Annotated in this window: 27 protein-coding genes; 8 read left to right on the top strand and 19 right to left on the bottom strand. The window is 33.1% G+C overall.

All coding sequences use genetic code 11. The annotated features are described in order from the left end of the window. Positions 1–79: 79 nt before the first annotated feature. Complete coding sequence (uvrA, locus tag AC2A1D_RS16730; protein WP_484044721.1) at positions 80–2,866, bottom strand: excinuclease ABC subunit UvrA; 2,787 nt, start codon at positions 2,864–2,866, stop codon at positions 80–82. Positions 2,867–2,956: 90 nt separating this feature from the next. Here uvrA and AC2A1D_RS16725 point away from each other — a divergent pair, with 90 nt between their 5' ends. The 8 genes from AC2A1D_RS16725 (at position 2,957) to AC2A1D_RS16690 (ending at position 11,308) form a co-directional block, all read left to right on the top strand. Beyond that, positions 2,957–3,778: a hypothetical protein gene (locus AC2A1D_RS16725; protein ID WP_484044720.1), complete on the top strand. Its 822-nt coding sequence runs from the start codon at positions 2,957–2,959 to the stop codon at positions 3,776–3,778. Positions 3,779–4,067: 289 nt separating this feature from the next. Further along, on the top strand, positions 4,068–5,879 hold the full coding sequence (locus tag AC2A1D_RS16720; protein WP_484044719.1) for a TonB-dependent receptor plug domain-containing protein: 1,812 nt from the start codon (positions 4,068–4,070) through the stop codon (positions 5,877–5,879). Between the two features lie 75 nt (positions 5,880–5,954). Then, on the top strand, positions 5,955–6,671 hold the full coding sequence (locus AC2A1D_RS16715; protein WP_484044718.1) for a DUF2490 domain-containing protein: 717 nt from the start codon (positions 5,955–5,957) through the stop codon (positions 6,669–6,671). 588 nt (positions 6,672–7,259) lie between these two features. Beyond that, positions 7,260–7,613: a helix-turn-helix domain-containing protein gene (locus AC2A1D_RS16710; RefSeq protein ID WP_484044717.1), complete on the top strand. Its 354-nt coding sequence runs from the start codon at positions 7,260–7,262 to the stop codon at positions 7,611–7,613. Next, the gene (locus AC2A1D_RS16705; protein WP_484044716.1) at positions 7,576–9,612 is read left to right on the top strand and encodes a toprim domain-containing protein; all 2,037 of its coding nucleotides are present in this window, start codon (positions 7,576–7,578) and stop codon (positions 9,610–9,612) included. The genes AC2A1D_RS16710 and AC2A1D_RS16705 overlap by 38 nt, the downstream gene beginning before the upstream one ends. Positions 9,613–9,683: 71 nt before the next feature. Next, positions 9,684–9,938: a DUF3853 family protein gene (locus AC2A1D_RS16700; RefSeq protein ID WP_484044715.1), complete on the top strand. Its 255-nt coding sequence runs from the start codon at positions 9,684–9,686 to the stop codon at positions 9,936–9,938. Beyond that, complete coding sequence (locus AC2A1D_RS16695) at positions 9,935–10,672, top strand: hypothetical protein (RefSeq protein ID WP_484044714.1); 738 nt, start codon at positions 9,935–9,937, stop codon at positions 10,670–10,672. The genes AC2A1D_RS16700 and AC2A1D_RS16695 overlap by 4 nt, the downstream gene beginning before the upstream one ends. 96 nt (positions 10,673–10,768) lie before the next feature. Then, positions 10,769–11,308 (top strand): transposase, encoded by a 540-nt coding sequence (locus AC2A1D_RS16690; protein ID WP_484044713.1) that lies wholly within the window; start codon positions 10,769–10,771, stop codon positions 11,306–11,308. A 199-nt stretch (positions 11,309–11,507) separates the two neighbouring features. On the opposite strand, the gene AC2A1D_RS16685 is transcribed toward AC2A1D_RS16690, so the two are convergent. From AC2A1D_RS16685 to AC2A1D_RS16600, 18 genes are all read right to left on the bottom strand, one after another. Next, complete coding sequence (locus tag AC2A1D_RS16685) at positions 11,508–12,338, bottom strand: PRTRC system ThiF family protein (protein WP_484044712.1); 831 nt, start codon at positions 12,336–12,338, stop codon at positions 11,508–11,510. After that, on the bottom strand, positions 12,335–13,057 hold the full coding sequence (locus AC2A1D_RS16680) for a PRTRC system protein B (RefSeq protein ID WP_484044711.1): 723 nt from the start codon (positions 13,055–13,057) through the stop codon (positions 12,335–12,337). The genes AC2A1D_RS16685 and AC2A1D_RS16680 overlap by 4 nt, the downstream gene beginning before the upstream one ends. Positions 13,058–13,158: 101 nt before the next feature. Then, complete coding sequence (locus AC2A1D_RS16675; RefSeq protein ID WP_484044710.1) at positions 13,159–14,346, bottom strand: hypothetical protein; 1,188 nt, start codon at positions 14,344–14,346, stop codon at positions 13,159–13,161. A gap of 96 nt (positions 14,347–14,442) precedes the next feature. Further along, on the bottom strand, positions 14,443–14,661 hold the full coding sequence (locus AC2A1D_RS16670; RefSeq protein ID WP_484044709.1) for a PRTRC system protein C: 219 nt from the start codon (positions 14,659–14,661) through the stop codon (positions 14,443–14,445). A 29-nt stretch (positions 14,662–14,690) separates the two neighbouring features. Then, positions 14,691–15,245 carry a PRTRC system protein E gene (locus AC2A1D_RS16665; RefSeq protein WP_484044708.1) on the bottom strand — a complete coding sequence of 185 codons (555 nt, stop codon included), beginning with the start codon at positions 15,243–15,245 and terminating at the stop codon, positions 14,691–14,693. 4 nt (positions 15,246–15,249) lie between these two features. Further along, on the bottom strand, positions 15,250–15,462 hold the full coding sequence (locus AC2A1D_RS16660; protein WP_484044707.1) for a hypothetical protein: 213 nt from the start codon (positions 15,460–15,462) through the stop codon (positions 15,250–15,252). Next, a complete protein-coding gene (locus AC2A1D_RS16655; RefSeq protein ID WP_484044706.1) occupies positions 15,443–15,646 on the bottom strand; it encodes a hypothetical protein in 204 nt (67 codons plus the stop codon). Before AC2A1D_RS16655 ends, AC2A1D_RS16660 begins: the two co-directional genes overlap by 20 nt. Positions 15,647–15,656: 10 nt before the next feature. Continuing rightward, positions 15,657–16,085: a hypothetical protein gene (locus tag AC2A1D_RS16650; RefSeq protein WP_484044705.1), complete on the bottom strand. Its 429-nt coding sequence runs from the start codon at positions 16,083–16,085 to the stop codon at positions 15,657–15,659. Further along, complete coding sequence (locus tag AC2A1D_RS16645) at positions 16,082–16,582, bottom strand: DUF1281 family ferredoxin-like fold protein (RefSeq protein ID WP_484044704.1); 501 nt, start codon at positions 16,580–16,582, stop codon at positions 16,082–16,084. Before AC2A1D_RS16645 ends, AC2A1D_RS16650 begins: the two co-directional genes overlap by 4 nt. Further along, a complete protein-coding gene (locus AC2A1D_RS16640) occupies positions 16,563–16,811 on the bottom strand; it encodes an addiction module toxin RelE (RefSeq protein ID WP_484044703.1) in 249 nt (82 codons plus the stop codon). The genes AC2A1D_RS16645 and AC2A1D_RS16640 overlap by 20 nt, the downstream gene beginning before the upstream one ends. 11 nt (positions 16,812–16,822) lie before the next feature. Continuing rightward, positions 16,823–17,221 (bottom strand): single-stranded DNA-binding protein, encoded by a 399-nt coding sequence (locus AC2A1D_RS16635; RefSeq protein ID WP_484044702.1) that lies wholly within the window; start codon positions 17,219–17,221, stop codon positions 16,823–16,825. Between the two features lie 857 nt (positions 17,222–18,078). Then, positions 18,079–19,155 carry a DUF2931 family protein gene (locus AC2A1D_RS16630; protein ID WP_484044701.1) on the bottom strand — a complete coding sequence of 359 codons (1,077 nt, stop codon included), beginning with the start codon at positions 19,153–19,155 and terminating at the stop codon, positions 18,079–18,081. Between the two features lie 10 nt (positions 19,156–19,165). After that, positions 19,166–21,178: a phospholipase effector Tle1 domain-containing protein gene (locus AC2A1D_RS16625; RefSeq protein ID WP_484044700.1), complete on the bottom strand. Its 2,013-nt coding sequence runs from the start codon at positions 21,176–21,178 to the stop codon at positions 19,166–19,168. 11 nt (positions 21,179–21,189) lie between these two features. After that, entirely contained in the window at positions 21,190–21,663 is a 474-nt protein-coding gene (locus AC2A1D_RS16620) for a DUF4280 domain-containing protein (RefSeq protein WP_484044699.1), read from the bottom strand. 19 nt (positions 21,664–21,682) lie between these two features. Beyond that, entirely contained in the window at positions 21,683–22,714 is a 1,032-nt protein-coding gene (locus AC2A1D_RS16615; protein ID WP_484044698.1) for a hypothetical protein, read from the bottom strand. Positions 22,715–23,032: 318 nt separating this feature from the next. Further along, positions 23,033–24,046 (bottom strand): hypothetical protein, encoded by a 1,014-nt coding sequence (locus AC2A1D_RS16610; RefSeq protein ID WP_484044697.1) that lies wholly within the window; start codon positions 24,044–24,046, stop codon positions 23,033–23,035. A 306-nt stretch (positions 24,047–24,352) separates the two neighbouring features. Next, on the bottom strand, positions 24,353–25,126 hold the full coding sequence (locus AC2A1D_RS16605) for a leucine-rich repeat domain-containing protein (RefSeq protein WP_484044696.1): 774 nt from the start codon (positions 25,124–25,126) through the stop codon (positions 24,353–24,355). Then, entirely contained in the window at positions 25,123–26,703 is a 1,581-nt protein-coding gene (locus AC2A1D_RS16600) for a hypothetical protein (protein ID WP_484044695.1), read from the bottom strand. Before AC2A1D_RS16600 ends, AC2A1D_RS16605 begins: the two co-directional genes overlap by 4 nt.

Genomic DNA, 26,703 nt, shown 5'->3' with positions numbered 1-26,703 from the left:
AAATCTTAGTTTAGAAACAGATTTTTAACAAAAAAAGGAAGCAAAATCTGCTTCCTTTTTAATTATATAAAGATAATTCTTACAATTTCTCCGCAACATATTTCGCTGTATGGGATTTTTTATTTTTTGCCAGTTCTTCTGGAGTTCCGGTGAAAACAACTTCTCCTCCGTGTTTTCCGGCATCTGGACCGATATCGATAATGAAATCGGCACACTTCATAATGTCGGGTTGATGTTCGATAACAATTACCGAATGCCCCAATTCAATCAAGGCCTGTAAAGATTTCAAAAGCTTTTGAATATCGTGGAAATGAAGCCCAGTAGAAGGTTCGTCAAAAATAAATAAGGTTTTATCATTCGTTACACCTTTTACGAGGAAAGAAGCGAGCTTTACTCTTTGTGCTTCACCACCAGAAAGTGTAGAAGAGCTTTGCCCTAATTGAAGATAACCCAAACCAACTTCTTGAAGTGGCGTAAGTTTGGTGGCAATTTTATCTTCTTTATTTTCTCTGAAAAAATCCAAAGCCTCGTCTACCGTCATGTGTAGAATGTCTGAGATGTTTTTCTCGTCGTATTTTACTTCAAGAATTTCGTTTTTAAAACGACTTCCTTTACAAGCTTCGCATTCCAGTTCAATATCTGCCATAAACTGCATGGATACGTTAATTACGCCTTCTCCTTTACATTCGTCACATCTTCCTCCATCTACGTTGAAAGAGAAATGTTTCGGTTTATACCCCATCATTTTAGCTACTTTTTGCTTGGCAAAAAGGTCACGAATATCGTCGTATGCTTTTAGATAGGTTACAGGATTAGACCTTGATGATTTTCCGATTGGGTTTTGGTCGATTAATTCAATGTTTTTAATCCTATTTAAAGGAAATTCTACAGAATCGTAATCTCCTTTTTTACCGCCCATTCCTAACTGAATTTGAACATCATTCGTTAGAATTTCTTTCATTAAAGTAGATTTTCCACTTCCTGAAACTCCTGTAATTACGACAAGATTCTCAAGCGGAATATCAACATCAATATTTTTAAGATTATTTTGTCTTGCTCCTTTAATATGAATAAATTCTTTGGCTTTTCTACGTTTGGTAGGAACCTCAATTTCAAGTCTGCCTGTAAGATATTTCGAAGTTAAAGTATCTGCATTTTTCAATTCTTTGTAATCGCCTGCAAAAACCAATTCCCCGCCTAAATAGCCAGCTTCCGGACCAATATCGATGATGTAATCTGCGGCTCTCATTACGTCTTCATCGTGTTCTACAACGATTACGGTATTTCCTAAATCGCGTAGGTTTTTTAACACTTCAATTAAATTTTCTGTATCTCTTGAGTGCAAGCCAATCGAAGGCTCATCCAAAATATAAATAGAACCTACCAAAGAACTTCCCAAACTTGTCGCCAAGTTAATTCTCTGACTTTCACCGCCAGAAAGCGTGTTGGATGTTCTATTTAAAGTTAAATATCCTAAACCAACCTTTAATAAAAACTCCAGTCGGGTTGTGATTTCATACAATAATCTTTTGGCAACTTCTTTGTCGTGCTCAGAAAGCTCAAAACTTTGAATTAATGGATACAATTCATCTAAAGGCAATTCAATCATAGATTGAATGTTGTGTCCGTCGATTTTTACCCAACTTGTTTCCTCGCGCAAACGTAAACCTTCGCAAGTAGGGCACAAAGTTTTCCCTCTATAACGTGAAAGCATAACTCTGTACTGAATTTTGTACAGGTTTTCTTCCAGCATTTTAAAGAAATTATTTAGAGAAGGAAAGTTGCTTTTTCCGTTGCCTTTCCAAAGGTAATTTTTCTGCTCTTTGCTTAGTTGATGATATGGTTTGTGAATAGGGAAATCTTCTGCTTTTTGGATGAATTCTTTTTTCCATTCGCTCATTGTTTCTCCTTTCCAAGCAACAACGGCGTCTTCAAATAATGATAACGCTTTGTTTGGAATAACTAAATCTTCATCAACACCAATCACTTTTCTGTAGCCTTCGCAGGTTGGGCAAGCTCCAAAAGGATTATTAAAGCTGAAGAAATGAACATTTGGCTCCAAAAATTCGATGCCATCAAGTTCAAATTTGTTTGAAAACTCTTTTATTTTACCTGAATCTACATTTTTTAATGCACAATAACCTCTCCCTTCATAGAAAGCCATTTGGATAGAATCTGCTAAACGCTGCAAGAAACTTTCGTCTTCTTCATACGTGAAACGGTCTATCACAAGATTGATGACCATTTCTTTTTCTGGAGTAAAACCGAAGCTTTCCAAATCTTCAATTCCGGCAATATTTCCGTTGATTTCAAGTCTTGTAAATCCGGCTAATTTTAAAACATTAAGATTTTCTTTAAAATTATCAACTTCAAATTGAAGAGGAGCCGTCAATAAAAATGCAGTGTCTTTTTTTGCCGCTTTTATATAGTCTACAACATCGCTTACAGAATCTTTCTTTACTTCTTCGCCAGAAACGGGAGAGAAAGTTTTCCCAATTCTAGCGAAAAGAAGCTTCATGTAATCGTAAATTTCGGTTGAAGTTCCTACCGTAGAACGCGGGTTCGAAGAAATTACCTTCTGCTGAATCGCAATGGAAGGCGCCAAACCTTTAATATCGTCTACTTTTGGTTTTTCGAGTTTGCCCAAAAACTGTCTTGCGTAGGAGCTTAAACTTTCTACATATCTTCTCTGTCCTTCTGCATAAATAGTATCGAAAGCGAGAGAAGATTTACCACTTCCCGAAACTCCTGTTATCACGATGAGTTTGTTTTTAGGAATCAAAACATCGATATGTTTCAGGTTGTTAAGGTGAGCGTTTTTAACGAAAAGTTGCTTCTTTATATCAATATCTGTTGTTGTAGCCATAGTAAAATTAAGACTAGCAAAAATACAAAATTGATTACTAAAAATTGGATTACACTTTATTTTTTATTTTTGCAAAAAATAATATTTTCCATGAAATCAAAATTTCCCTACTTCTTTTTATTATTATCTATCATATCATGTCGAACTACTGAAGAAAATTCAGAAATTTCTCTAGAAAAAAAGTGTTTTATTACAAAATTTGACAAAAAAACAATTACTACAACAGGACAGCAAATATATAATTCAGAATTAGTTTATAATGGCGATAAAGTTATTGCTTGGAAAGATTTTTCATGGATAGAATCAGGAAGTCAATTTCCGCCAATATATCAACCACAAATAAAATCTGTAATAAATGTGGAATATAATAATAATTTGCCATCTAAAATTATAGAACCAAAGAGCTATAATGGCTATCAATATATAGATTATCTTACATATGATTCGAACGGAAGAATCATTAATAAGGAAAGAGTTTTGACAGTAAATGACCTATATGAAAGTAAGAATGTTTTTACATATTCTTATAATTCTGATAATCAAATTATTTCTGTAGAAAATAAACACTACGATTATCAAAATGTTTTAGATAATGAACAAAATGAGATCTGGGTTTATCAAAATTCAAATTTAATTACGAGAACAATAAACAATACGTATACTCCGGGACATACTGTACAAACTATAATTACATATGGAGATTACGATAGTTTTAAAAATCCATATCTAAATGTTAATGTCCCTTTTGAGCAGTTTTTACCTTTAAAATTTTCAAAAAATAATTATAGGAGTTACAGTTCTAAAATTTTCGTAGATAATGCGCTGCAAAGTCATGTTACTGAAAATATTTCGTCTTTTAGTTATAATGAAAACGGATATCCTACCAATAAAGTCGATTATTTATGTAATTGATTAAATCTTTTTTTAGATATTAATACTGTTAATAAATAGCAGTGAAGTTTAGAAATGAATTTAGATGAAGAAACTCAAAAAAGATTAAACAAAAAAGATACAAGTTCCAGAAACAGATTAGAACTCGTACCATAGAAAAGTAAGATATAAACTTATTTAAAAACCTAATTGATAAATAATCACTTAGGTTTTTTTGCGAAAAATGGGTAAATATTCCATGACAAGTATCATTTTTTGGTCTGATTGAAGTCTGTTAATTTTGGCAACTTCAAACTAAACATTACTTATTATGTTCAAAAAATTAATTCCTATAGTTGCTGTAGCATCATTTTTTTCAGTTTCGGCACAGGAAAAAATGGCTGCGATAGATTCTGTACAAATTCAAGGGAAATTTATTTCAACGCCTTATAAAAACGCCAATCATAATATTACGGTGATTACAAAAGCCGATATTTTGGCGTCTCCAGCAAAAAGTATCGACGAAATTCTTCAACAGGTTTCTGGGATGGATGTAAGAAGGAGAGGAGCCAATGGTGTGCAGAGTGATGTAGGTTTTAGAGGAAGTTCTTTTGAGCAGGTTCTTATTTTGATTAACGGAATTCGTATGAATGATTCTCAAACAGGGCATAATTCTTTGAACATTCCTTTAGATTTGGACGATGTAGAAAGAATTGAAGTTATAAAAGGTCCTGCAGCAAGACGTTTCGGACAAAATGCTTACGCAGGAGCCATTAATATTATTACCAAAGCAAATCCTGGAAAAAGAGTAAAAGTAAGTGCAGAAGCTGGAGATTACGAAACTTACGGAATGGGCTTGAACGCAAATTTCGGAAACGAAAAATTCTCAAATCTTTTGCAGGTAAATAGTAATTCTTCACAAGGATATCGTTACAATACAGATTACGAAATAAAGAATGCATATTATCAAAATCAGCTTAAAATTAAGAACGGAAATGTAAGGTTACAAGCCGGGATTTCTGAGAAAAAATTCGGAGCAAATGGTTTTTATGCATCACCTTTGGCAACAGAGCAGTATGAAGAATTGTTGGCATCCATCGTAAGTGTAGCGCATCAGCAAAGTTTTGGAAAGTTTAGACTCAATTCAAATGTGTATTGGAGAAGAGGGCAAGACATGTATCTTTATAATAGAAACAAACCGGAAATCTACCGAAATATGCACATCGGAAACAATGTGGGTGGAGAAGTAAATTCGAGCTACACTTCCAATTGGGGAACGACAGGTTTGGGAGTAGAGTTGAGGAAAGAATTTTTGGCAAGTAATAATTTAGGAGATCGTGAAAGATTTGTGACGCAGGTGTTTTTCGAGCATCATTTTTCTTTGCTTGATAAAAAATTAAATATCAGTCCGGGAGCTTCTTGGGCAAATTATTCTACCAATGGTAATTTCTTTTATCCGGGGCTTGATGTAGGCTATACTTTCCTTGAGAACAATAAAATTTACGGAAATGTTTCCAGAGTTCATAGAGTTCCGACGTTTACAGATTTGTATTATGTAAGCAAAACCGAACAGGGAAATCCTAATTTGTTGCCTGAAAATGCGGTTTATGCGGAAGTTGGGTATCAATACCAAACCAAAAATATACTCGCAAAAGCCAGTGGTTTTGTAAGAGAAGGAAACAATACAATTGATTGGACTAAAGTAAGTTTAACCGATCCTGTTTGGTACTCTCAAAATGTGGGCGATAGCAAAGTGAAAGGAGTGGAGCTAGAATGGAATCACACACTTACAGACTGGGCAAAATATTCTGTAGGATATACATATTTGGATAATAAGCTGGAGAATTCTCAATCTATTTATGCTCGATATAATTTAGATAATTTGAAACATCAGTTCATTGCGAAGCTTCAAAATCGTTTCTTAAAATACTTTAGCAACGAATTGGTTTATCGTTATAATGAAAGATTGAACCTTGGAAGTTATCAGTTGCTTGATGAGAAATTAAACTTTACCAAAAACGATCTTTCTGTGTATGTTTTAGTTACCAATGTTACGAATACGCAATATACCGAGACTTTTGGTGTACCTATGCCGCAGCGTTGGTTTCACCTGGGTTTCAGCTATCAAATCAATTTTAGATAGATTTTATGTTAAATGTTAATGTAAATTTAATATTAACCGAATGTTAAATCATCTACTTTTGCAAAAAATTTTATAATGAGATTCTTAACCGGTTTGGGGTTGGTTTTAGGTTTAGGATTAGCCAATGCGCAAGAGCACGCTTCTAGTTTTGCAGCAATTACAGTGAATTATAAATTTCATCCGAAATTCTTCATTTATGCAGAAACGCAGATGAGAGGAATTGAGGAATTTACTTATCCCGACTATTACGAGATTAAAGGAGGTGTAGGTTATAATTTAACAAAAAACCATAAACCATTTGTAGGATTAGGAAGATATGCAACCTATACAGATCACAGTATTAGTAAAGAAGAGTTCCGAGTTTGGTTGCAGGATGTTATCGATTTTAAAAAGGGAATCGTAAAATTTGAAAACCGTTTCAGAGCAGAAAAAAGCTGGTTTTATGATCCGAAAAGAGATATACATGCACAAAGAATGCGTTACAGATATCGTTTGAATGTTTCTGTACCATTAAATGCAAAAACAATTAAAGCAGGAACAGTTTTTACGAATGTTTATGATGAAGTTTTCTTTGTAAGCCCTATTAAACCGGCATTTGCGAGAAACAGATTATATGTAGGTGGAGGTTATCAAATTGATGATAATTTTGGAGTTCTTACAGGATTTCTTTGGCAAAGAGAATTTGGAGCTCTTAGAAATCAAAACTACAACTTTCTTTACGTAGCTCTTAATATCAATATAGACGGAACGAAACACGAAGATAAATCGATTCATATTCCGGGAGCAGATTAATTACATTTTAAGTACAATACGATATAAGCAAAATCGCTAATAATCATCAATTATAAGTGTTTTTGCTTATGTTTTTAAATTAAAAAAAAAGCATTTTTCACAAGACGATTAATGTAATTTTAAAAGAAAATTACAAACTAAATTATAACCATCTAGTTTTCAATATTAAACGATTGTGTTTTCAATTGAGGGGTACGATTTAGAGCGTTTCCTACGCTATTTTAACCTTCCGAGTGTCCACTTTTTGTCTGCAAGCCACTCATAGTGCAAATTTAACCAAAAATTACCAAAACACCAATCCTTTATTCATAGGCATTTGGGACTGGTGCAAGGTGCAAGTATTATACATACTTGCACCTTTGCACCTGCCCTGATGAGCCAGAATCTTAATTTTAATAAAAAACTCTTTTTTTTCTTTTTGATATAATCAAAAATGAATCGACCAAAAAAATTATTGTTTTGAGGTAAAGTATTAATATAAAATCCATTGTCTTTAATTGTCTTCTTTTTGTCCAGTATTGACCATATCTTAATTGGTTTTTCACCTTTGCTACTACTAATTTTGGGGCTTGAAATAAAAAAACACTAATGGAAGTAATCACTATTGAATCTCAAGCTTTTAAAAGTTTGATGTCAAAAGTGGACACAATCTTCGATTATGTTATTTCCCAGCAAAACATACAAGATGAAGAAGACAGTTGGGTAGACAGTTATGAGGTATGTACCTTTTTGAAGATTAGTGACCGAACACTGCAAAGACTACGCAGTGAAAATAAAATCAACTATTCCCGCATTAGAGGGAAGAATTACTACAAAATCAGTGAAATTAAAAGAATGATGGAGGAAAACCTGATCCGCCGAAGTGAAGACTGTTTACAAAATCTAATTCTAAACCACCAAAAGAATGTTAGACAAAAACAAAGTACTCAGCAGCACCCGTGACGGACTGGATATTTTCAAACACTTTCTTCCAGGAGATTGGCGTGTAGGCAGAAAATTCAAAAATCCATTTTATGATGATACCAAGGCATCTTGCAATATCTACTTTGACCGAAGAAGCGATATGTATCGAATAAAGGATTTTGGTAATCCTGACTATGATGGAGATTGTTTTTCATTGGTAGGGAAAATTAAAAATCTGGATTGTAATAAAGATTTTACAGAGATACTGAAACATATTAATGAGGAAATGAATTTGGGGCTGGAAAACGGATTTGTTATGTCTCAAAATAGATATTCTCCAAGAGCAAAAACAAATAATATAAATGAGAATTCAGTAAAGGAACTGGCGTATCAGCCTAAACCTTACACCGTATTTGAACGTGGCTTTACACTAAAAGAAATTGAGTTTTGGAAACAATATGGCATTACTCGTGAAATTCTGAAACTGTACAAAGTGTTTTCATTGGATGAGTTTACAAGTGAAAATAAAGACTCAAAACCTTTTACCATACAATCTTCAGTTGAGGAGCCTATGTTTGGATATTTCGGTAAAAAATATGTGAAAATTTACCGTCCATTTTCCCAAATGCGCTTTCTGTACGGTGGAAATCTACCTGAATCCTATTGTTTCGGATTGGAACAATTGCCCGCCAAAGGAAATACGTTGTTTATTACCGGAGGAGAAAAGGATGTATTGTCATTGGCTTCCAAAGGATTTTATGCGATTTGCTTCAACAGTGAAACAAGCTTGATACCTGAAAGCCTGATTAAAAAGCTTTCCTACCGTTTCAAACATATTCTGATTTTGTATGATGTGGATAAAACGGGATTGGAGGCTTCGCTCAAACATCAAAAACAATTGTCTGCTTATGGAGTAAATCGTTTGGTTTTGCCTCTTTCAGGAGCTAAACAGGAAAAAGATATTTCCGATTTTTTCAGAATCGGAAATACCAAAAATGATTTCAACCAATTATTTCTTGAATTTTTAGACCAATTATATAACGAAACTATGGCGATATTGAAACCTTGCGAAATTGACTTTAGCCAGCCTCCTTTACAATCCCAAACAGTCATTTCTATTAATGATGTCCCATTGGGAACACAAGGCAACTTAATGGGATTAACAGGCGGTGAAGGAACAGGAAAAAGTAATTATGTAGGAAGCCTGATTGCCGGAACATTACATCAAGATGGTCAAATAGATACTTTAGGAACCCATATTTTACCTAATATTGAAGGCAAAGCAGTTCTGCTCTACGATACCGAACAATCCGAAAACCAATTATACAAAAACATTTCAGGGATTCTGAAACGGTCTGGAAGAGAAAATATGCCTGAATATTTCAAAGCCTATTGTTTGGCAGGAATGTCAAGAAAAGAGCGTCTGCAAGCAATATTGCAGAGTATGGACAAATTTTATTATCAATTTTCAGGGATTCATATGGTCGTGATCGATGGAATAGCCGATTTGATACGTTGTGCCAATGATGAAGGAGAAAGCGTTGCCTTAATTGATGAACTCTACCGTATGGCTGGAATTTACAAAACCTGCATTGTTGGAGTTCTGCATTTTACACCTAATGGATTAAAGCTTCGGGGACACCTCGGAAGCGAGCTTCAAAGAAAAGCAGCTGCTATTTTATCCATTGAAAAAGATGAAGATCCACAAATATCTGTGGTAAAAGCATTGAAGGTAAGAGATGGAAGTCCATTGGATGTTCCGCTTATTCAATTTTCTTGGGATAAAGCAAAGGGAATGCACGTTTTTGTCGGGGAAAAAAGCAAGGAAGAAAAAGAGAAACGCAAAGAGATAGAATTGGCAAATATTGCTCGGACTTTATTTTCACAGCAAAAAACTTATACCTATGCCGGATTATGTGAAAAACTTCAAAATATGATGGCAGTAAAAGACCGTACTGCAAAGAGTTATATTAAATTTATGCGTGAGAAAGGATTGATTGTTAAAGATGCTGAAAATAGCTATGAACTCAAAAAATAACGCTCAAAAACTATTAATCCGAACAATTAAATTTCTGAGCAATCGAAGAAAATCAAGAAAAAATCAACACTATGAATATTGACCCGAAAAAGCAATTGCTTGAACTGACTGTCGAGGAATTTATGGATTTGCAAAAAAACAAAACTCAAGAAAAAAAATATGAATATGGGCTTAAAGGTTTAGCCAAAACACTTGGATGCTCCCGCTCGAAAGCAGCGGAAATCAAATCCAGCGGAATATTGGATGATGCCATCATTCAAAACGGAAATCTTATTATCATAGATAAAGAGAAAGCAATGGAACTGATGGCTTTGCATAAAAAATGAATGCTTCGGAATTAACTGAAAAATTTTGGGAATACAACGAAGAAGAACCATTGGGAGCAGTTGCGGTTGCTCTCTATCTTTTTTTGATTGAGATATGGAAAAAAAACGAAGAAAATGATTTCCGTCTTTCAGATACTGAAATTTGCGAAAGACTGAAAATCACAAGACCAACCATTATTGCCTTACGTCAAAAATTGGTTACTGCGGGAATGATTCAATATCAACCCAAAAACGGACTTCCAGGGTACTACAAAATTCATTTAGAATATTCACCTATATTTTCTGTATTTGCTAACCCTGAAACCAAGAAAAGAGTTTCGACTACTAAAAGGAACCAAAAAACAATTCAGAAAAAAAAGGAAACTGCCAAAAAGGTCTTAAAGAGTACAGAAAATTCACAGAATCAAAATTTGACTTCCGATGATCTTACGAAAAAACCTCTTACAGTACCAATTTCACTTCCAAGTAATATTCCTTCGCTCGAAGATTTTACAGAATGTGCGAAAACATTTGAAAACTATAATCCAGAATTAGATCATTTGATTAAAGAAAAATATTACAGTTGGCTTGGAAACGGATGGAAAAACGGTTATGACAAACCGATAACAAATTGGAAGTCTTCCATAAAAAACATAATGCCTTTTCTTCAAAGTGAATTACGATCAAGCAACGCCACTTCTGAAAAGATTGCCTTACCAACCATAAAACGTCCTAAGTCAAGTATTGATGAATAGGCAATAATTATGAATATCTCAATTCAATCAATTGATAAAAAACAATTTTATTTGTAGATTTGAACTCCCTTAAATAAAGGATTTAACATAGATGATATGACACGAATTTTATTTTTATCTGCAATATTATTTGCAACATCTGGATACAGCCAAACGAATTGTGATGTTTTGAAAAAAGACAATGAAGCCTTGCAATCAACAAACAAAGTTTTGGTTTCAGAGAACGAGTATTTGAAAAAAGTCTTGGATATTAATAAACCAATTCTCGAAACGGAAACAGAAAATTCAGCTTTTAAAATAACAAAAGTAGAAGGAAACAAAACCGCAAAAAGTATTGAATTAACATTTCTTATTGAATCCAAAGATGAGAATAAAAAAATGACGATTGAAGATATATTTGTTGTCGATATTGATGGTAATGAATATAAAATTGATTTTAATACATCCAGCAAATTCTTTCCAAAACTAGCAAAAGACGTTCCTGTAAAACTCATTTTCTCATTTAAAGATATACAGGGTGAGCCAATGTTTATTAAAATGTTCAGATTCAAAGCAACTTCCCAGCCAGATAGAAATACATTTGAAAAAACGAGATCAAATTTAGAATTTAAAGATTTGAAGGTAGTCTGGAATTAATTTAGAAAGTCTTTTCAACTCATTGATATTAAAAATTCAATGAATAAAAAACCGCAACCTCTTTTCAAAAAATTACAAAAGCCTAAAATATGGCAATGTTTTAGAAATGTGGTTGCATCCATATTCCCGCAAAAATGCGTTTCCGACCAAAGAAAGGAATTGCATTTTTGCCACCCGATTTTTTATCAGGGGGTAAAAACTAAAATTTAATCGGTTGGGTTCTGAATTCTTTCAGATTAAGGAAAAAGCCTCTGTTTTCTGTCAATCCGTTACGGAAAAGATTCCATAAAAGTGAACTTCCCATCTGTGCTAATGTTGAATTGATGAATAAATCCTGCTTTTCCAAAGCTTCGGCTAAACTGCAACTTGGCGTATCATCTTCGGTTTCGGATTGTTTTAAAAGCTCTCCAAATTCTTCAGTTACAAAGGGTAAACTTTCAACAGTTTCGTATTTCTCGGAATTGGGTTGTCGGATATTTCCAATAGTGGAAAGCAAAACCTGTCCTGTAAATCGACTGTTCCCAAAATCCATCCAATATTTTGATTGATTTCTGTAATAGCCTTTATCTATTTTCAATTCATTCAACATTTCAGCAATCTCAAAACGTGATTGTACATTGTCCACGCAAGAAATATAGATTGTTGCGTTTGCATTTTCGGGCAGATTATTCAGATAATCTTTTTCAAATTTTTGAATTTCTGCTTTCCAATCGGTTCCAAAAAATCGGTTGGTTCGGTTGATTAAAGCAACCGATTTATGCAATCCCAATTCGCTTTCCGCAAACAATTGTCTGCCGAGATTGGCTTCTGTTATCACATCATCGTCCCACAATCTTACGGATAATCCTGCGTGATTCAGTTCCGTTAAAGCGTGGTTCATTCTTGCCAATGCCGTTAAAACCTGCGAACCAGTTCCGCCTGCACCGATTAAATTTACTAAAATTGGATTAGTTGGATTGAGCAAATAATTGTCCACAAAATGGACTTTAGTTCTCATTTTTTCGGTTATGATTTCATTTTCTGTATTCATTTCAATAAGGTTTTTAAAGTTCTATTTGCAGATTTTAAAGCTTCTTTCGGAAAAGGTTTTTCAGTATCAACAAGGCTTTTCCAAAGATTTACACAATTTTCATTAATGGGATTATGCTCATTCATCAAATGACTGAAATAGGAATTGAAAAAGTATTCTTCCCATTTTTCAGTAAATTCCTCCACCGAAGCCGAATTTTGAATATCAATATTAACCGTTCCCATACATACATTTCCGTTTTCATACACATTGAAAAACGGAGCATAAAAAAGTGAAAATTTCTCTGTCGGTCTTCGGTTGCTTGACAGCGCAAAAATTTTCAGACTTCGTTTATTCGCCAACCAAATCAATGCAGGAACTTCCGCTTTTCCGTTCGGGATTTCCAAATTTTCACTAAAATAAAGTTGTCGTTTTCCTGCTTTTGTGTACCAAATTACTGAACCGTTTTCGCTCGGATTAATGTGTAAAATATAGGTTGGTAAAATACCTTTTGGTTTTAAAAACTCTTGTTTTTTTTCTTTTTTTGTAGTTAGATTTAATGATTTTGCCAATGTTTTCGCTTCTCTTTCCGTCAATGGATGGGCGTTGATGGGGTTTCCGTTTTTATCCATATCAAAATGTTCCACATAAGTATTTGGGGTTCGTTCATCAGTCTGATAAAAAACCAATGCCGTTTTCGGGTGGTAAAGTGTTCCGAATTCGTGGGTTATATCTTTCATTTTTAATTATTTTTTATAGTTTCAGAGTTATTTTTAATATCTGATTTTATTGTGATTTTAAATTAAATTCCAACTTCAAGCTAATAGCCAAAAGCCAATTGCTAAAAGCTATTTAGAATGTAAATCAGTTCTTCAATCAAAGGGAAAATTTGGTTTTCAAAATCGAGGTTTTTATCTGAAATATTGCTTCCGTCAAATTTTTTAATGATAATCGGCTCTTCAATTATCCTACATTCATTAAATTCAGAATTAACCGTTTCAAAAAGCGTTTGAAAAATCACACCTTTAGCTTCAGAACAAAAAGAAATATATTTGTCCATTGATATAATTTCATCGCTTTCATATTCGTCTATTTCTCCTTTTGCTTGAGCATTTCTGCGAATGTTTTCGTTCGGATATTGCTCATAAAGTGAAAATATTTTACTCGCCAACGTAAAACAATCATTATCAAATTGGTCTTTGGCTTTAAAGGTTTTTAAATGGTCTTTAAACCGACTTAAATTATGTTGATTGTAAATTTTCTGTTCCATAAAATCGCCAATCTGTTCCGCTTTTTTGATTTCTGATAAATAAGTTTGCATTTCCTCGTTTTCTTCATCCGAAATCATCCATTCCGAAACCATTTCGTACATCCAAAACAAATAACTTTCTCGTTGTCTGTAATATGGAATTTCCGCAATATGATAGAGATACGAGCAAACCGATTTTAGAAGCTTTACAGCGTTTTTTCGCTTGATATTTTTGGATAATCGGTATAACGGAAGTATCGGAATATAGTACAAAATAGAACCCGTATTGTACCGTTCTTCGCTTGTGAAATAAGTCTTTCCTTTTTCCTCTATCAATCGAATTCCTTCCCAATTTCTTACTTTATTTTTGAGTTGCTTCTGAACATCGTCCAATGCTAATGCTATGTTGTAAGGAAATTCAAACTCCTTTGTAGATTTTATATTTAAGTTGTAATGTTCTGCCAAAAGAGAAAGGGACTGATAAAAATCCCTTTCTCTCTTGATGTTTTTTCTTTGATTTTGAATTAAAGTTTGTTCTGATGAAGTTGATTTTTGTAAATCATTTTCTTTCAATTTTGGAAGAAATGTGCATTTCAAAAAACCATTGGAAGTTGGTTTATTGGAACTGATTTCCGTTTGTCCTTTCGTATTTCGTTCGCATCTTTCGGGCGTTTCATCCAATCTGCAAATTCGCTTAATTGTCGGTGCAATTGTTTTTGCTTTTCTTCTTTGGGCATTTTTATTTTCCCCGATATGGTTTTTCGTTGCATAGATTTTCATAAATGATGATTGATAAATGATAAATGATTGGTTGTCGGTTTGTCAGCGTTTAGTTTGTAATTCTATCAACTGACAACCAACAACCGTCAACTAATTTTACCCTTTCGTTCCCATCACACTTTCAAATTTGTATTGAATCATATCATCTTTGATATGTGGTGCGGAAACTTTTGCGGTGGTTAAAATTGGGTAAGTGTTGGCGTAAAAATTCATTACCGATTCTACGCTCCATTTCGGTTCGGGGTCGGTCAATCGGACTTCTTGTCCGTTGTCTTTGAGTATAAAAACTCTTTGTAATTGAGTTGCGAGTAACATAATTTTAGTGTTTGATTAATGGCTTTTGATTAATGACTTTCAGTTTGAGATTGGCTTTCAGTCAGATTTTCCGTAAAAAGACTTGGTGCAAAATGTCTTTCGTATTCGTCCTGCTTTTTGCGGATAATTTCTGCGTAGTCGGGAAATTCCGACACTTTTGGGAGTGCCGACCACGCTTCTTTGTATTTGCCCTCTTTCTCTAATTCTTCGGCTTTTTGGAAAATTTCTTTGTACTTCTTTTCTTTGGCTTCCTTTTCTTTTTTCTCCTTATCAGATTTTTCTTTTTCCATTGCGGAATTTTGTTTGGCTTCTTCAAGTTGTTTCATAAAACTTTCCATATCCACCATTAATCCCGAAGCGGTTTGCATTGGTACAGAAATATTTTCAAAAAATCCATTATCCAAATCTTCCGCTGTTCCTCTTAAATTCAATGGTGGAATGGTATTTTTCGCTGTATCTCCGCATTGCTCGTTTTTGAGCAATACGGAAACAACAAAATTGTTTTCTGTGGTTGGGGTAAATGTGATTTGCAAATCTCCCGAAAGGTTCATTTTGGCTATTTGTCTGAAAAAATTGGTTTGCATATTTCTATATTTTTATAAGTGATTTTTTATTACTTCTTTCGTAATTAATCTTGTACCCATTGGTTTGAATGATGCCCTCCAACAAGTTTCTTGCTTTTTTAGCATCTAAGTCGTCTTCTTTGGTCATATCAAAACAATGTAACTTTTCAAATTCTGTAATCATTTTAGCAATAATGATTAATGCTTTATGCTCCGTTTTATTGGCGAGATTGCTCATTCTGTTTCGATTTTAGTTTTATTAATTTTTCGTGCATATCTGTCCAGTAGCTATTCACCCTTTTATCTAAATCTGAAAATCCGTCATTGATGTGTTCATACTCTTTGTATTCTGCTGTTATTCGGATAGCTTCATCTAAATTGGTTACCTTTATTTGACAACCGTTTAAATCTGTTATTTTCATCACTATTGAGTTAATTGGTATAATGAAAATTCTTCCGTCCAAAATTCTTCACTCGTGTGTTTTCCGAATACGTTGTAAATGGCGTTTCCGTTTTAAAAACCTGCATTTGGTAACAATGCAGATTGTTTTCTAGTAAAGTGAAATTTTTAAAATCCTCTTTTTCTAATTCAATAAAAACTTGGTTCTTTTCTGAAAGCCATTCTTTAAATTCGGGGTATTTTTCTTCCGAAAATTTGAAAAATTCTACATTGGTATCTGCATAGTTTAACCATTTTAAATCGTAATCGTTTTCAACCACTTTTACGGCTTCCAGTCTTTTCTTTTGATTTTGTTTCCAGTCTTTATTTATGTTGATAATAGCAAAATTGCAGTCATCCCATTCGCTGTTGGTCATTGCTTTTATCAGTAAATATTCGGTGGGTTTTGTTGATGTTTTCATTGGGTTACTACTTTAATTTGGTATTTATTATTGATTTTTCTTCCTAAAAGGATTTCTAAAATTTCGGTGTCGCTGTTGTAAGTTTCGCCCTCAAAAAGATAATTATCGGTTTCTTCGTCATATTCGTACTGCTCAAAATCTTCATCTTCGAGATAGATGTCTTGAAGTGTTCCGTTGTAGTACCTTGCTTGTCCATAGATTAGATTTCCCATTTCTTCGTAATCCTGCACAAAATCTACTTTGTAATGTTTTGCTATTTCTTGTACGATTTCAATATTGGGCGACCATTTTGTTTGATACTGAAACACTTCTGTATTATTGTCATCAGAATACAAATCGAAGAAATATCCGTCATTGTGTTGATTTACCCACTCGGGAAGTTGCCCTTTTTGTTCCTGCTGTTCTTTGGTTGCCATTGCTTGAAACAACCATTTTATTTGTTCAATTGCTTCGGGACTTCCCTCGAAAACAACTGTGTTACTGCACCAGTTTGCCATAATTTCTGATTTTTAAAGGTTCTGCATTTTCGTAAATGTAAGTACCGCTTGTTTTGAAAGGATTTGCTCCCTCCGTCATTCGGATTTCTGATTGAAAAATCTTGGAGATTCTTCTCGCATAGAGTACTGCGGTGGTTCTGTCGCAAAAGACTCGATAATATACGGCTACATCTTCCCAATCTATTTTATTGTTTCTGTGTTTTACTTGAAAATTAAATTGTGTTTCCATATTTTTGAATTTTAAAATGGTAAATCATCCTCTGTTTCTTCTGCAAAAACATTAGAATTTTCAGAAGTTTCGATAGATTCATTGTAATTTTGTGATTTCTGTCCACTTCCGTGAAATTTTATCCGTGAAGTATTGAAGTTTAGCCCCGACTTTATTTCTCCGTCCTTTCCTATCCACGCATTACTGCTTATTCTTCCCGATAACTCCACCAAAGTTCCTTTCGTAAGATATTCAGCTATCTTGGCACTTATCCAATAAGAGCAATTGTAATAGGTGGTTTGCTCTTTTTTCTCGCCTTGCTTGGTTTTGTAGCTATCATTGATGGCTACTGAGAAATTCACGACTTGTCTGTCGTTTTTTAAGGTATTGATTTCTGCGTTTCTTGTAATTCTTCCTACGATTGTGTTCATAATTTTTCGATTTATTTTGTTAATTTTTTAGTTGATTGTTGGTTGAAATTTTCGAGTGAATTGATTTGGTATCGAGGACACTCGGCTTCTTTTATTCTTTTCTTTTTGGTAAAACTATTATTTGGCTTTATTTTTTTGTTGGTTTTTCCGTTGATGTCAAAGAACGTCTGCTGTTAAATTGATTCGTATAACTGAGGTTCCGGCTTTTTCTTTGCTGATGATTACAGGACAGCATCAGGCACACAAAACCCGATTCAATTCCCGTAATTGCTTACAAGTTTTGAATCGGGCTAGAAATCTTTTTGTCTGAAGGATTTAGGAGTGTCTGAAAAAATTATTGGAACTCGTGGAAAGAATTTTTGTAGAAACCCAAAAAGATTTTTTTGAGTGAATGATGCTGTCCTACATTTGCAATAGTAAAAAGCCAAACCACAGTTTGAAGCGATTTGGCAGATGTTTTTTGATTAGGAAAAATTAAGTTAAAATATGTGGATAAAGGTTTTTCAATGATGAGCTATCAAGTCAAAATAATTTATAAATGTCTTTTAAAGAAAATCTATCATTTTTAAATATTTGTGTTTATAGGTAAGATTTTTTTTCTAGAATTTGCTTAAAATTATAGTATGTCGAAGTTAAGATGATACTACAAGATAGAGTAACACCTAGTAAAAAATCTATCATTTGTTCATAATATTACATATAGAAAAATTAATCAGTACATAATGAAGCAGAAGATGAAAGCCAAATCGAGTTGAAAATTTTAATAACTCCTAAATAAATGAAAGAAAGGTTATCTAATTCTCGTTTATATCTCTACATTATGAAGAGATAACAAAATAATAGTAGATTTTTAATTTTTACTTACCAAACGTAGTATCAAAAATCAAAACATCAGTGTTGGGAATCTCCTCCATCATATTTCCTTTCTTTAGATATACTTTCCCGGTCTTGAAATCTTCGCTCATCCTCAAATGAATCTCAAACTCCTGCTTTCCTATCTTCTCATAAAAATCCCTGAACTGTTTTACCAATTCTTGTTCTCGCTTTCTATACTGCTCATACTTAAACTTACGAAACTCAAAATCTTCCGAATTCCCAGGATAAATGCGAATGGTAAATGATCTGCCAGCAGATGTTTCAAACTTCCCGTCTATTTCTGTAGGGATAGGCTTAGGAACTGGGGTGCTATAATAATCTACATCTGCTCCCCAAGCTTCTTCTGCATTAATAAAATTGGATCCTCTGTCATCTTTCTGCATTGCAATAGCAAGATTCTCAAAACCTTCTGCCTGTACAGTATATTTCCAAGGATATTTTATACTGATGTCGTCCCAAATATGCAAACTGATAGATTTATTAGCAATCTCCTGTTGTGTTTGTAGGGGCATGCTTTTAATAAAATCTACAAGATATTCGCTTCTAGTTTCATCCACATTATACCTCATAACTTCTTTAAAATTAGCAATTAGCAACTCTTGCCCTTTATATATCCCCAATAACTCTCTGATACCTTCTGCATATGCATACAACATAACCCTTCCTCCAGGAATCGGTGCTACTTTAAAACTTTGAGAATCTGTATTATGAAATAGTTTTTTGATCCGCTCACTATCGAGCTGAAAAGTTCCTTTATAAAATTTATCTTCTGCATAAGAAAACCACTCGAGGCTCATCTGAGAAGGTATTGCTCGGTAATCTTCTACCGTAATAGTACCAGAATCACCAAGCAAACCACTTTGCATATAAATATCAGATTGTATCCCGGCTATAACTTCATTTTTTTCATCATAAAAACCTCCTGAAAGGATTAGCATATGGTAACCTTCGTCTGCTGTAGTCTCCACGTTCCATTTGTATTTATCGTTCATATTATTGATTTTATCGCATTGGGAAAATAACAGAACCATCAATGCAAGCATTAGTATTTTTTTCATAGTCTTAGTTTTATCCTTCCAAAACATCTCTGTCCGGATTTCCGTTTTTATCATACCTACCGCTCATAGTCCAATCATCATCTTTATTGGAGCGGTGCAGATACTTGTTACGCACCCACATCAGCTGGTCGTGTGAAAGGGTTACATTAAGAGAATTGATCCCGTCATTAGCAATGGCATAGTTATACAGCTGGTTCTTTATAGGTTCTAATTCTCCTTTTACACTGTAATCTTTCTTTATCTTTTCATCTTTAAAAGGCATCTTTGCGTACTTTTCACAGAATGCTTTCATAATGGCAAGAGGGATATATTGATAGGTATTAGAAATTCCTTTCTTTTTTTGGTTAAGAGAAACATCTTCCCGTACGCCGTAAAGCTTATGCACGTAACTGAATGTATGGTTTCCTAATTTTGAAAAGTTGCTTTTAGTTTCAGTTTTTATTTTGAACTGGTTGGAGCGATACCATCCTTCTTTTTCATATCGTTTTTTAATCTTTTCTAGGTTTTGTGTACTTGCATTCTTATCATAAGTTATTTCTTCACCTAAGTATCGCTCCTCTGGATCACATTCTCCGTATCCTCCTCCTATATCTGAATGTACCCCCGGCATTCTAAGTTCATAGCCCACACCCGCCTTGATACAACTAGTAATATCTGTCAACTTAAAATTACTTCGATACTCATCTGCCGCTGCTAACTGAACCACTTTTTTCGCTTTTCCTCCGATATCCAGATTTAATTCGTATACATCATTTATATGCATAACACCAAAAGAAGCTACAGTATCGAACAAACCAATAAAATTAAAACTGATATCTTTTTTGTTTTTTAGTTTCAGCCCAACTTGTATGAATACTTCTTGGGACATAAAATACCGCGCAGCCGCAGCACCACGGCTAAAACCAAATACGTTAATAATTACTTTACCTATTTCTAGGTTCTTACTAAAATACTTATCTTTAGCTGCTTTTTTCATCTGCTCAATTCCGCTCTGTACTTTAGTTTTAATCCCACGCATGTATATTAGTATACTTTCTCCCATAGCTCCACCTGGAAAAACCTGATCACTTTTTTTATCATATGTACCAATACCTTCCGTATAAATACTGATGATGTTCTCCTCTGCCTTTACTATATTATTCATATATAGCAATGCCACATTAGAATAGAAGTTCATATAACTGTCGTCTTTCTTATTACTTTTTCTATCAAAAACGCCTACGAGCTCTTTATCTGGTTCTACTCTCGACTTAGTATTTGTCATATTGTTCATAGTCCCATCAAAGAACATATTAAATGTGACATCTACTTTTTTCTTATCTTCTTTTTTTGGTGTGGTGTCTGGTTGTTTTACTACTACAGGTTTACTAGAAACGGGTGGTTTTATATATTGTTCCCTTTCGTTTTTTACTTTTAACTGTATGCCATCTTCTATTCTATTGATATGACTTCTGTATACAACCTTTGCATAATATTCGTGCTCAGACTCGAAATCATTCAATTTCTTTTGATATAAATGGATGTTGTTGAAATACAAGTATGCCACACCATTTTTATTAATAGCAGAAGTGGTATATGTATCCATATAACGAGAGCTATCCCCATGTCCATCAGCATATTCATCCTCATAAATAGTGACAGATAAAGTGTCACCAACAGGAATATTGATGGTTTTGATAACCAATTGTACTTTATCTAAATATCCTACGGTTCTCCCAGCGATATCTCTATCATACTGATCCTGCCATTTGAGAGACAAAATTTTTGGAGTTCCTGCTAAAATGTTTAGAGTGACAGAATATGATGTAACATTACTATTTTGTTTTGTTCTAGCAATTAGCTTTACTGACTGTCCTGCCAAAGTATTTCCGAATTTGAATGTTCCTGTAGTGTTTTTTTTTAACGACTTTGTACTTTGTTGTATTTCCCATTCAAAAACAGAAACTAACTTACCTGAATCCGTAATAAGGGTGTATTTATATTCCTTGTTGGTAATAGGTTTTATCTCACCAGTAATTTTCATTTTTTGCAAATTTAAAGTGTAACATATGTATCATCGTTCTCATTATCCTCTTCCTCTAAGCTTAGAAACGGACACAATTCTGCGACAGCCTCTTTATTTGCATTCTTCACATTCTGTGAAGAAACTTCAGCAGTTTGCCCATGTTTAATAATCGTGATACAATCTTTGCTTCCGATAGGGCAGGTTGCTTTGCTATCCTCCAATAAAGCTTTTCCTTTATTGTCTTCCAAAGTAATTTTTTCATAAAACCCGCTCCATTCTGTTACAACTACTTGGCATGGGTTATTATTCATCTTGGCACAGCTTCCAAAGGTATTTTTCTCAAAGGTTTTGCCAATGTCCTTATGAGTTGCCATCAATTTTTCGCTCCCATCTTTATCGTTGATATAGCGTTTGCTTTGGGTCAATACCTTAAGTTTATCCGGCGTAGTTCCGAAATTGCATTTGCACAATGCTCCTTGGCAAACTAAATGTTTCTGGCTCATGCTATTTTGTGTTTCTTATTTATACTTGTTCGTAACATTCAAATGTTACTTTTTTATGATAGTTGGGAAAATGATATCCCATTTTTCCATAAATGGCAAATATGCTGTTGTCCTTAGAGTTCAACTTATAGATGAAATCAAAATATTCCTTGCTTTTAACTTCTTCATTTTGTAAATCTTCTAATTTGTTAGAAAAAATATTATTTACACTTTTACCTTCCGCTTTTATCAATATTTTTTTTGTTGCAGACATTTCTTCCCCAATAGACAATGTAATTTCAAATGGGATTGTTTTTTGCTCACTCATAAAAGGTATTTCCCAAAGAAATGTATGTTTTTTGTCTTTATTAAAGGTTTCATACAGCGGTATGAAATAAAACAAGTAAAAAAGGCTGTCTTTTATCTTATTTAATGTTCTGCTTTTACTTTTTAATTGATTCCCTATTTTTTTTATAATATCCTCAGTAGTTTCTCCTTTGTAATAATCCTCAAGTTCAGGTTTTAATTTTAACCATCGGTTTAATATCTGCTGTTGGTTGTTGATTTCTTTTATAGAACCATTATCAAAGAGCTCTAACTCCAAGGGAAACATAATATCTCCAACTTTGTCTGCAACTTGCTCAACAATTAAGTCTGGTCTCTGATTGTTGAGATAAACTTTATGTCGTTTAATTTCTACTTTGCTATTATTCTTTTTTATTTCTACTTCATAATGAATTTTCAATTTTTCTTCTCCATTCTGAAATGTCTTTTGAATAATTCCATAACGTCTGTCAAAAGAATTTCTATCATCTAATGTGTGTTTACTTTTGTACTTTACATAATTTCCTCCTTTCGGATTGAATATTTTTTCTCTCAGCTCTTTATCTTCTGGTGGAACATAAATAATACTTACATGTGCCGGTATATCATGACCTATTAAATCTTCCAAAGGACAATGGATATTGTGGTATCTCTTAAGTTGTTCTTCCGTTAGTTTGAAGAAGTTTGCCAACTCTTTAAGAGTTGTGCCTTTAGATATTTTGCAGGTTTTTGGAGAGACTACATTCATATTTGAATCTTATAGAATAATTTGAAAACTTTTACTATAAACAAGACGTTTTCAATAAATTTTTGTTTTTATATTCTTGATTTCTTTATATATAAATTTAAACACTTAATCTATTCAGGCAATACAGAAAATAAGGCAAGCCTTCTTCATAAACCAATGGTTTCTTTTTCTGCATCCTTTTTTACTCGCGTTTTATAACAAAACATTTCCATTTCTCTTACATGTAGACTAAAATTCAAACCTATACTTCTCAATAACCAAGTCAATTCATTCATCGCAAATTTCCATGTGTGTCAATCTTTAAGGTAAATAAATTTTTTAAAATTGTTCCGGCATTGAAACCTTCCTTTGTTTCGTAGGTTGCGCTAATTTTTCAATAAACTTTTTAGATTTTAATTCTATTATCATTTTTTCTTTATTATTCTTATCATAAAACTTTAAAATTGCATCTTTAGGAATCAATGTGTTATCTTCGCTCATTCCAGAATGAATTATTTTCTGGATTGATCCATTGACATTATAAAACGTTTCATCCTTAGCTACTAAAAATTTTGAGCCATTGAACCTGTATCGTTGATGTTCCATACTTTTTTCCTGATCATTATAAATGTATAAATCTTCAAAATATGGTTCTCTTTTTTTATTGAATCTAACTTCATTAATCAGTCTATTTTTACTATCATATAAGTATACATTTCCTACTTCGTTTTGAGTAATTTTTCCATTGCGATAGAGGTAAGTACTACATTCTTCGAATGATTTTGGTACAGTAAATTCCCGATATTCTTCAACGCAAATCGTTTCTGTATTTTGAAGTTTATTAAAAGTGTATTTATAGATTTGTATTAATGTACTTGTTTTCTGTGAGTCTATGAATGTAGATTTTGAGATGGTTTTAAGAAGTTTATTTTCTTCATTAAATGTTTTTTCAATTACGTCACTTCCAATTTCTTTGCCTCCTCTCCAAACTTTTGTAACAATCTTCTCATATCCCTTTGAATAAGTATGTGTTTTCTCACTAAATAGTGTTAAATATTCCTTGTCTTTAGAATTAGTAGAATTATACTCTCTGACAACATCCAATCTATTATTTTCATCATACTTGTAAAATTCTTTTCTATTAAGAACAAAATCAGAGTCATAATAAGAAACATTTTTTTCGTTTTGAGAAGAATCTATTTTTTTAATTGAGTATAATTCAAAATTCTGATCCTTAGTTGCTTCAGAAATTAGCTTTTGATCATCAATAGAAAGTTTATATACTTTTTCTTGCCCCTTTGACTCACAGGAATTAAGTATAATAAAAAAAGATAGAATTTGTAATATTTTCATGTTGGGTTTTTGTTAAAACATAGTAGTGGTCTAATTGATAGTTTTGCCATTTTAATTATTAATTAATATCCTAATTTTGAATGAGTCGTGTTTCTCCAATTTATTAATGTATCTACGTTATAAAATATTTGTGACTTAATTTCATGCTTTGATAATGATAGATAATTTAAACAAGAATCCTTTTTATTGTATATTTTCAATGTAACAAAATAACTATCAGAATTTTCGTCGTACTTATTTTTTAAGATTTTTGTAAGGAGTTCTTCTGAAATTTCGATTAATTTAAATCAAAAGGAATGAGAGAAATTAGTCATCATAATGAAATCTAATATTCCTTTTCTTGCAAATAGCTTCTATTTCTTTGTAATTTTTAAGTTTTAAACCTTTTGCATCAACAGTTTCCAAATTTGGGGCATTTAAAATTTCAAGTGGAAATTCTGTGAGTTGAGTTCCTGAAACATTTATCCAATCCAAATTTTTAAGATTTCCTAAACATTTGGGAAGTTCTTTTATTTTTGTATTTTCTAAAACTAAAAATTTCAATTGTTTTGAATTGCACAACTCATCTGGCAGCGATTTCAAAGGATTATTTCCAATATCAAATGTTTGTAAATTTTCTAATTTTCCTATTAAAGGAGAAATAGTTTCAATTTTATTATTTTCTAGTTTCAAATAATTCATTTTTTTTAAATTATAAAATGAATGAGGTAGTGATGAAATTTCATTATTTTGAATATTTAATTCTATTAAATTAGACATACTTCCAATATTTGAAGGAAGCAATTTTACTTTTTTATTTTTCTCGTTCACGACAAGAAAGATTCCTACCTTATTAAATTCGCATATCCAATTGGGAATAGATGTTACTTCATTCATTCCAATATTTTTGACATAATTTTTGAGGCGTAAGTATGTAAGTGAGTCTCTCTTATCCCATAATGAATCTAAAACTAAGGTTTTAGTATCTACAAGAGGATACTGTCTTAGTATTTTTTCTTTTTCATCAAACGGCGGCTTGCTATATTTTTGGCAAGAGATCAATAAAGGCAATAGAAATAAAAGGTTTATAATGATTTTCATATTTTTAAATCATTTAAATATATTGCATAAATATAATGAGAAAGTGTTTCCCTCTTGTAATCATCTAAATCTTCAACAGACCTAATCAATAAAAAAGCTTCTTTTTTTCCTTTACTTTCATTAATAAGATATGATTCGAAATTCACTGATTTTCTATCATATTCTTTATACTCTTTCTTTAAGATTTTTGTAAGAAGTTCTTCCGAAATTTCTATAAAGGAGAACCCTAGATTATAATTTTTATTAATCCCAGAATTAACTTGTTCCATTACTTCTTTTTTGCCAGTTTTGATTGCTTTTTGCAATTCTTTATTCCAAGTTTCAATAAATAATTCATCATCTTCTTGTTTCATTCTACTCACAATATCCGTAACAAAGGGTGGTGTAAAAGGCAATGGCGGTCGCTCTCCGTTAGCAGCAGCCACAAGAATATCAGCTACATCACAGATGGCATCCCAAAGAGGGGTAAGCTCACCAACAGTTTTAAAAACTTTGGCTACACCTCTGTTGGCTTGTGCTTCCAGTTGGTTAATACCTCTGCTGGTTACTCCCGGTCTAAAATTTCCACGGTTTATTCCTGCCATCACCTCTGCGCTGTATCGCCCGTCTATGTCAGAAACCGTATATCTATGGAAGCGGTTGGTGACACCTCTGGTTCCGTCATTAAAAATCAATTGACCTTTATTCATCTTACGAACTGCAATTTCATACGAACGCTTACTCCACTTGTCCATTTCATCAGGTTCAAAGGAGCCACCACCTCCTTCAGAAAAGAAGTTCTTTATTGTGTCTATATCCCCTACAATGCCTTCGGCTTCATCCATTATTTGTTTATGAATAGGCTCTTTAATATTAACATACCACGGGTTGCCATCTTCTGCAGAGTAAAGTGCAGGAAGCTTATGCTGCTCAGATGCTTGTACAAAAATAATAGGTTCTACCAAAGGAGGCGGCTTCACTTTCAAGTAATCAGATTCCATTTCTGGAAAATGTAGAACTTCAATATAATTTTTGGAATCAATATATGTCGCTCTGAAGTACAATTCAAGATCTCTGTCGTGCTCTTCAGAAATCATTTTAATAAGACTATCACCCCCTAAAACAAGTTTTATAACCACTTTTTGTTCAGAATCGATGTCCCAATGTTCTTTAGAGTATGCTGTACCCTCCTTATCATAAGACATTATCGAAATCTTATCATATCCTTTGAACTTATCTGTCTCAAAGCCAAGAATATAATAGAATAGGGAAAAATCCTCAAAATCCCTTAATTCCATCTTCACTTGACGTTTGGTATCGTTTTGCGGAATATTTTGCGTCTGCAGATGAAACTTTACTTTCTCTCCTATCGTAGCTTCCTTTATGGGTTTATCATTATCATCCGTCCACCAACCTTTTACAAAATAATGTCCTACAGGTGGTGGATCCTTTGGTTCTCCAATAGTAGTTCCGCCATCCGCTGTGAAGTGACTACCTTTTCCCGCATATGCTGTGAATTTGTCAGTATAAACGGTCCAGGTTTCACACTCAATACTATTGGTTCCTCCTACAGTCCTTGTAATCTTTCCTCCTGCCAT

The organism is Chryseobacterium sp. HNCC26DJ239 (assembly GCF_057180445.1).
The sequence above is the reverse complement of the archived record's forward strand: the minus strand, read 5'-3'. Positions and strand labels throughout refer to the sequence as shown.

What these genes read in the sequence shown, in the direction of transcription:
- uvrA (WP_484044721.1), bottom strand. Translation starts at nt 2,866, where the DNA reads ATGGCTACAACAACAGATATTGATATAAAGAAGCAACTTTTCGTTAAA.
- AC2A1D_RS16725 (WP_484044720.1), top strand. Translation starts at nt 2,957, where the DNA reads ATGAAATCAAAATTTCCCTACTTCTTTTTATTATTATCTATCATATCA.
- AC2A1D_RS16720 (WP_484044719.1), top strand. Translation starts at nt 4,068, where the DNA reads ATGTTCAAAAAATTAATTCCTATAGTTGCTGTAGCATCATTTTTTTCA.
- AC2A1D_RS16715 (WP_484044718.1), top strand. Translation starts at nt 5,955, where the DNA reads ATGAGATTCTTAACCGGTTTGGGGTTGGTTTTAGGTTTAGGATTAGCC.
- AC2A1D_RS16710 (WP_484044717.1), top strand. Translation starts at nt 7,260, where the DNA reads ATGGAAGTAATCACTATTGAATCTCAAGCTTTTAAAAGTTTGATGTCA.
- AC2A1D_RS16705 (WP_484044716.1), top strand. Translation starts at nt 7,576, where the DNA reads ATGTTAGACAAAAACAAAGTACTCAGCAGCACCCGTGACGGACTGGAT.
- AC2A1D_RS16700 (WP_484044715.1), top strand. Translation starts at nt 9,684, where the DNA reads ATGAATATTGACCCGAAAAAGCAATTGCTTGAACTGACTGTCGAGGAA.
- AC2A1D_RS16695 (WP_484044714.1), top strand. Translation starts at nt 9,935, where the DNA reads ATGAATGCTTCGGAATTAACTGAAAAATTTTGGGAATACAACGAAGAA.
- AC2A1D_RS16690 (WP_484044713.1), top strand. Translation starts at nt 10,769, where the DNA reads ATGACACGAATTTTATTTTTATCTGCAATATTATTTGCAACATCTGGA.
- AC2A1D_RS16685 (WP_484044712.1), bottom strand. Translation starts at nt 12,338, where the DNA reads ATGAATACAGAAAATGAAATCATAACCGAAAAAATGAGAACTAAAGTC.
- AC2A1D_RS16680 (WP_484044711.1), bottom strand. Translation starts at nt 13,057, where the DNA reads ATGAAAGATATAACCCACGAATTCGGAACACTTTACCACCCGAAAACG.
- AC2A1D_RS16675 (WP_484044710.1), bottom strand. Translation starts at nt 14,346, where the DNA reads ATGAAAATCTATGCAACGAAAAACCATATCGGGGAAAATAAAAATGCC.
- AC2A1D_RS16670 (WP_484044709.1), bottom strand. Translation starts at nt 14,661, where the DNA reads ATGTTACTCGCAACTCAATTACAAAGAGTTTTTATACTCAAAGACAAC.
- AC2A1D_RS16665 (WP_484044708.1), bottom strand. Translation starts at nt 15,245, where the DNA reads ATGCAAACCAATTTTTTCAGACAAATAGCCAAAATGAACCTTTCGGGA.
- AC2A1D_RS16660 (WP_484044707.1), bottom strand. Translation starts at nt 15,462, where the DNA reads ATGAGCAATCTCGCCAATAAAACGGAGCATAAAGCATTAATCATTATT.
- AC2A1D_RS16655 (WP_484044706.1), bottom strand. Translation starts at nt 15,646, where the DNA reads ATGAAAATAACAGATTTAAACGGTTGTCAAATAAAGGTAACCAATTTA.
- AC2A1D_RS16650 (WP_484044705.1), bottom strand. Translation starts at nt 16,085, where the DNA reads ATGAAAACATCAACAAAACCCACCGAATATTTACTGATAAAAGCAATG.
- AC2A1D_RS16645 (WP_484044704.1), bottom strand. Translation starts at nt 16,582, where the DNA reads ATGGCAAACTGGTGCAGTAACACAGTTGTTTTCGAGGGAAGTCCCGAA.
- AC2A1D_RS16640 (WP_484044703.1), bottom strand. Translation starts at nt 16,811, where the DNA reads ATGGAAACACAATTTAATTTTCAAGTAAAACACAGAAACAATAAAATA.
- AC2A1D_RS16635 (WP_484044702.1), bottom strand. Translation starts at nt 17,221, where the DNA reads ATGAACACAATCGTAGGAAGAATTACAAGAAACGCAGAAATCAATACC.
- AC2A1D_RS16630 (WP_484044701.1), bottom strand. Translation starts at nt 19,155, where the DNA reads ATGAAAAAAATACTAATGCTTGCATTGATGGTTCTGTTATTTTCCCAA.
- AC2A1D_RS16625 (WP_484044700.1), bottom strand. Translation starts at nt 21,178, where the DNA reads ATGAAAATTACTGGTGAGATAAAACCTATTACCAACAAGGAATATAAA.
- AC2A1D_RS16620 (WP_484044699.1), bottom strand. Translation starts at nt 21,663, where the DNA reads ATGAGCCAGAAACATTTAGTTTGCCAAGGAGCATTGTGCAAATGCAAT.
- AC2A1D_RS16615 (WP_484044698.1), bottom strand. Translation starts at nt 22,714, where the DNA reads ATGAATGTAGTCTCTCCAAAAACCTGCAAAATATCTAAAGGCACAACT.
- AC2A1D_RS16610 (WP_484044697.1), bottom strand. Translation starts at nt 24,046, where the DNA reads ATGAAAATATTACAAATTCTATCTTTTTTTATTATACTTAATTCCTGT.
- AC2A1D_RS16605 (WP_484044696.1), bottom strand. Translation starts at nt 25,126, where the DNA reads ATGAAAATCATTATAAACCTTTTATTTCTATTGCCTTTATTGATCTCT.
- AC2A1D_RS16600 (WP_484044695.1), bottom strand. Translation starts at nt 26,703, where the DNA reads ATGGCAGGAGGAAAGATTACAAGGACTGTAGGAGGAACCAATAGTATT.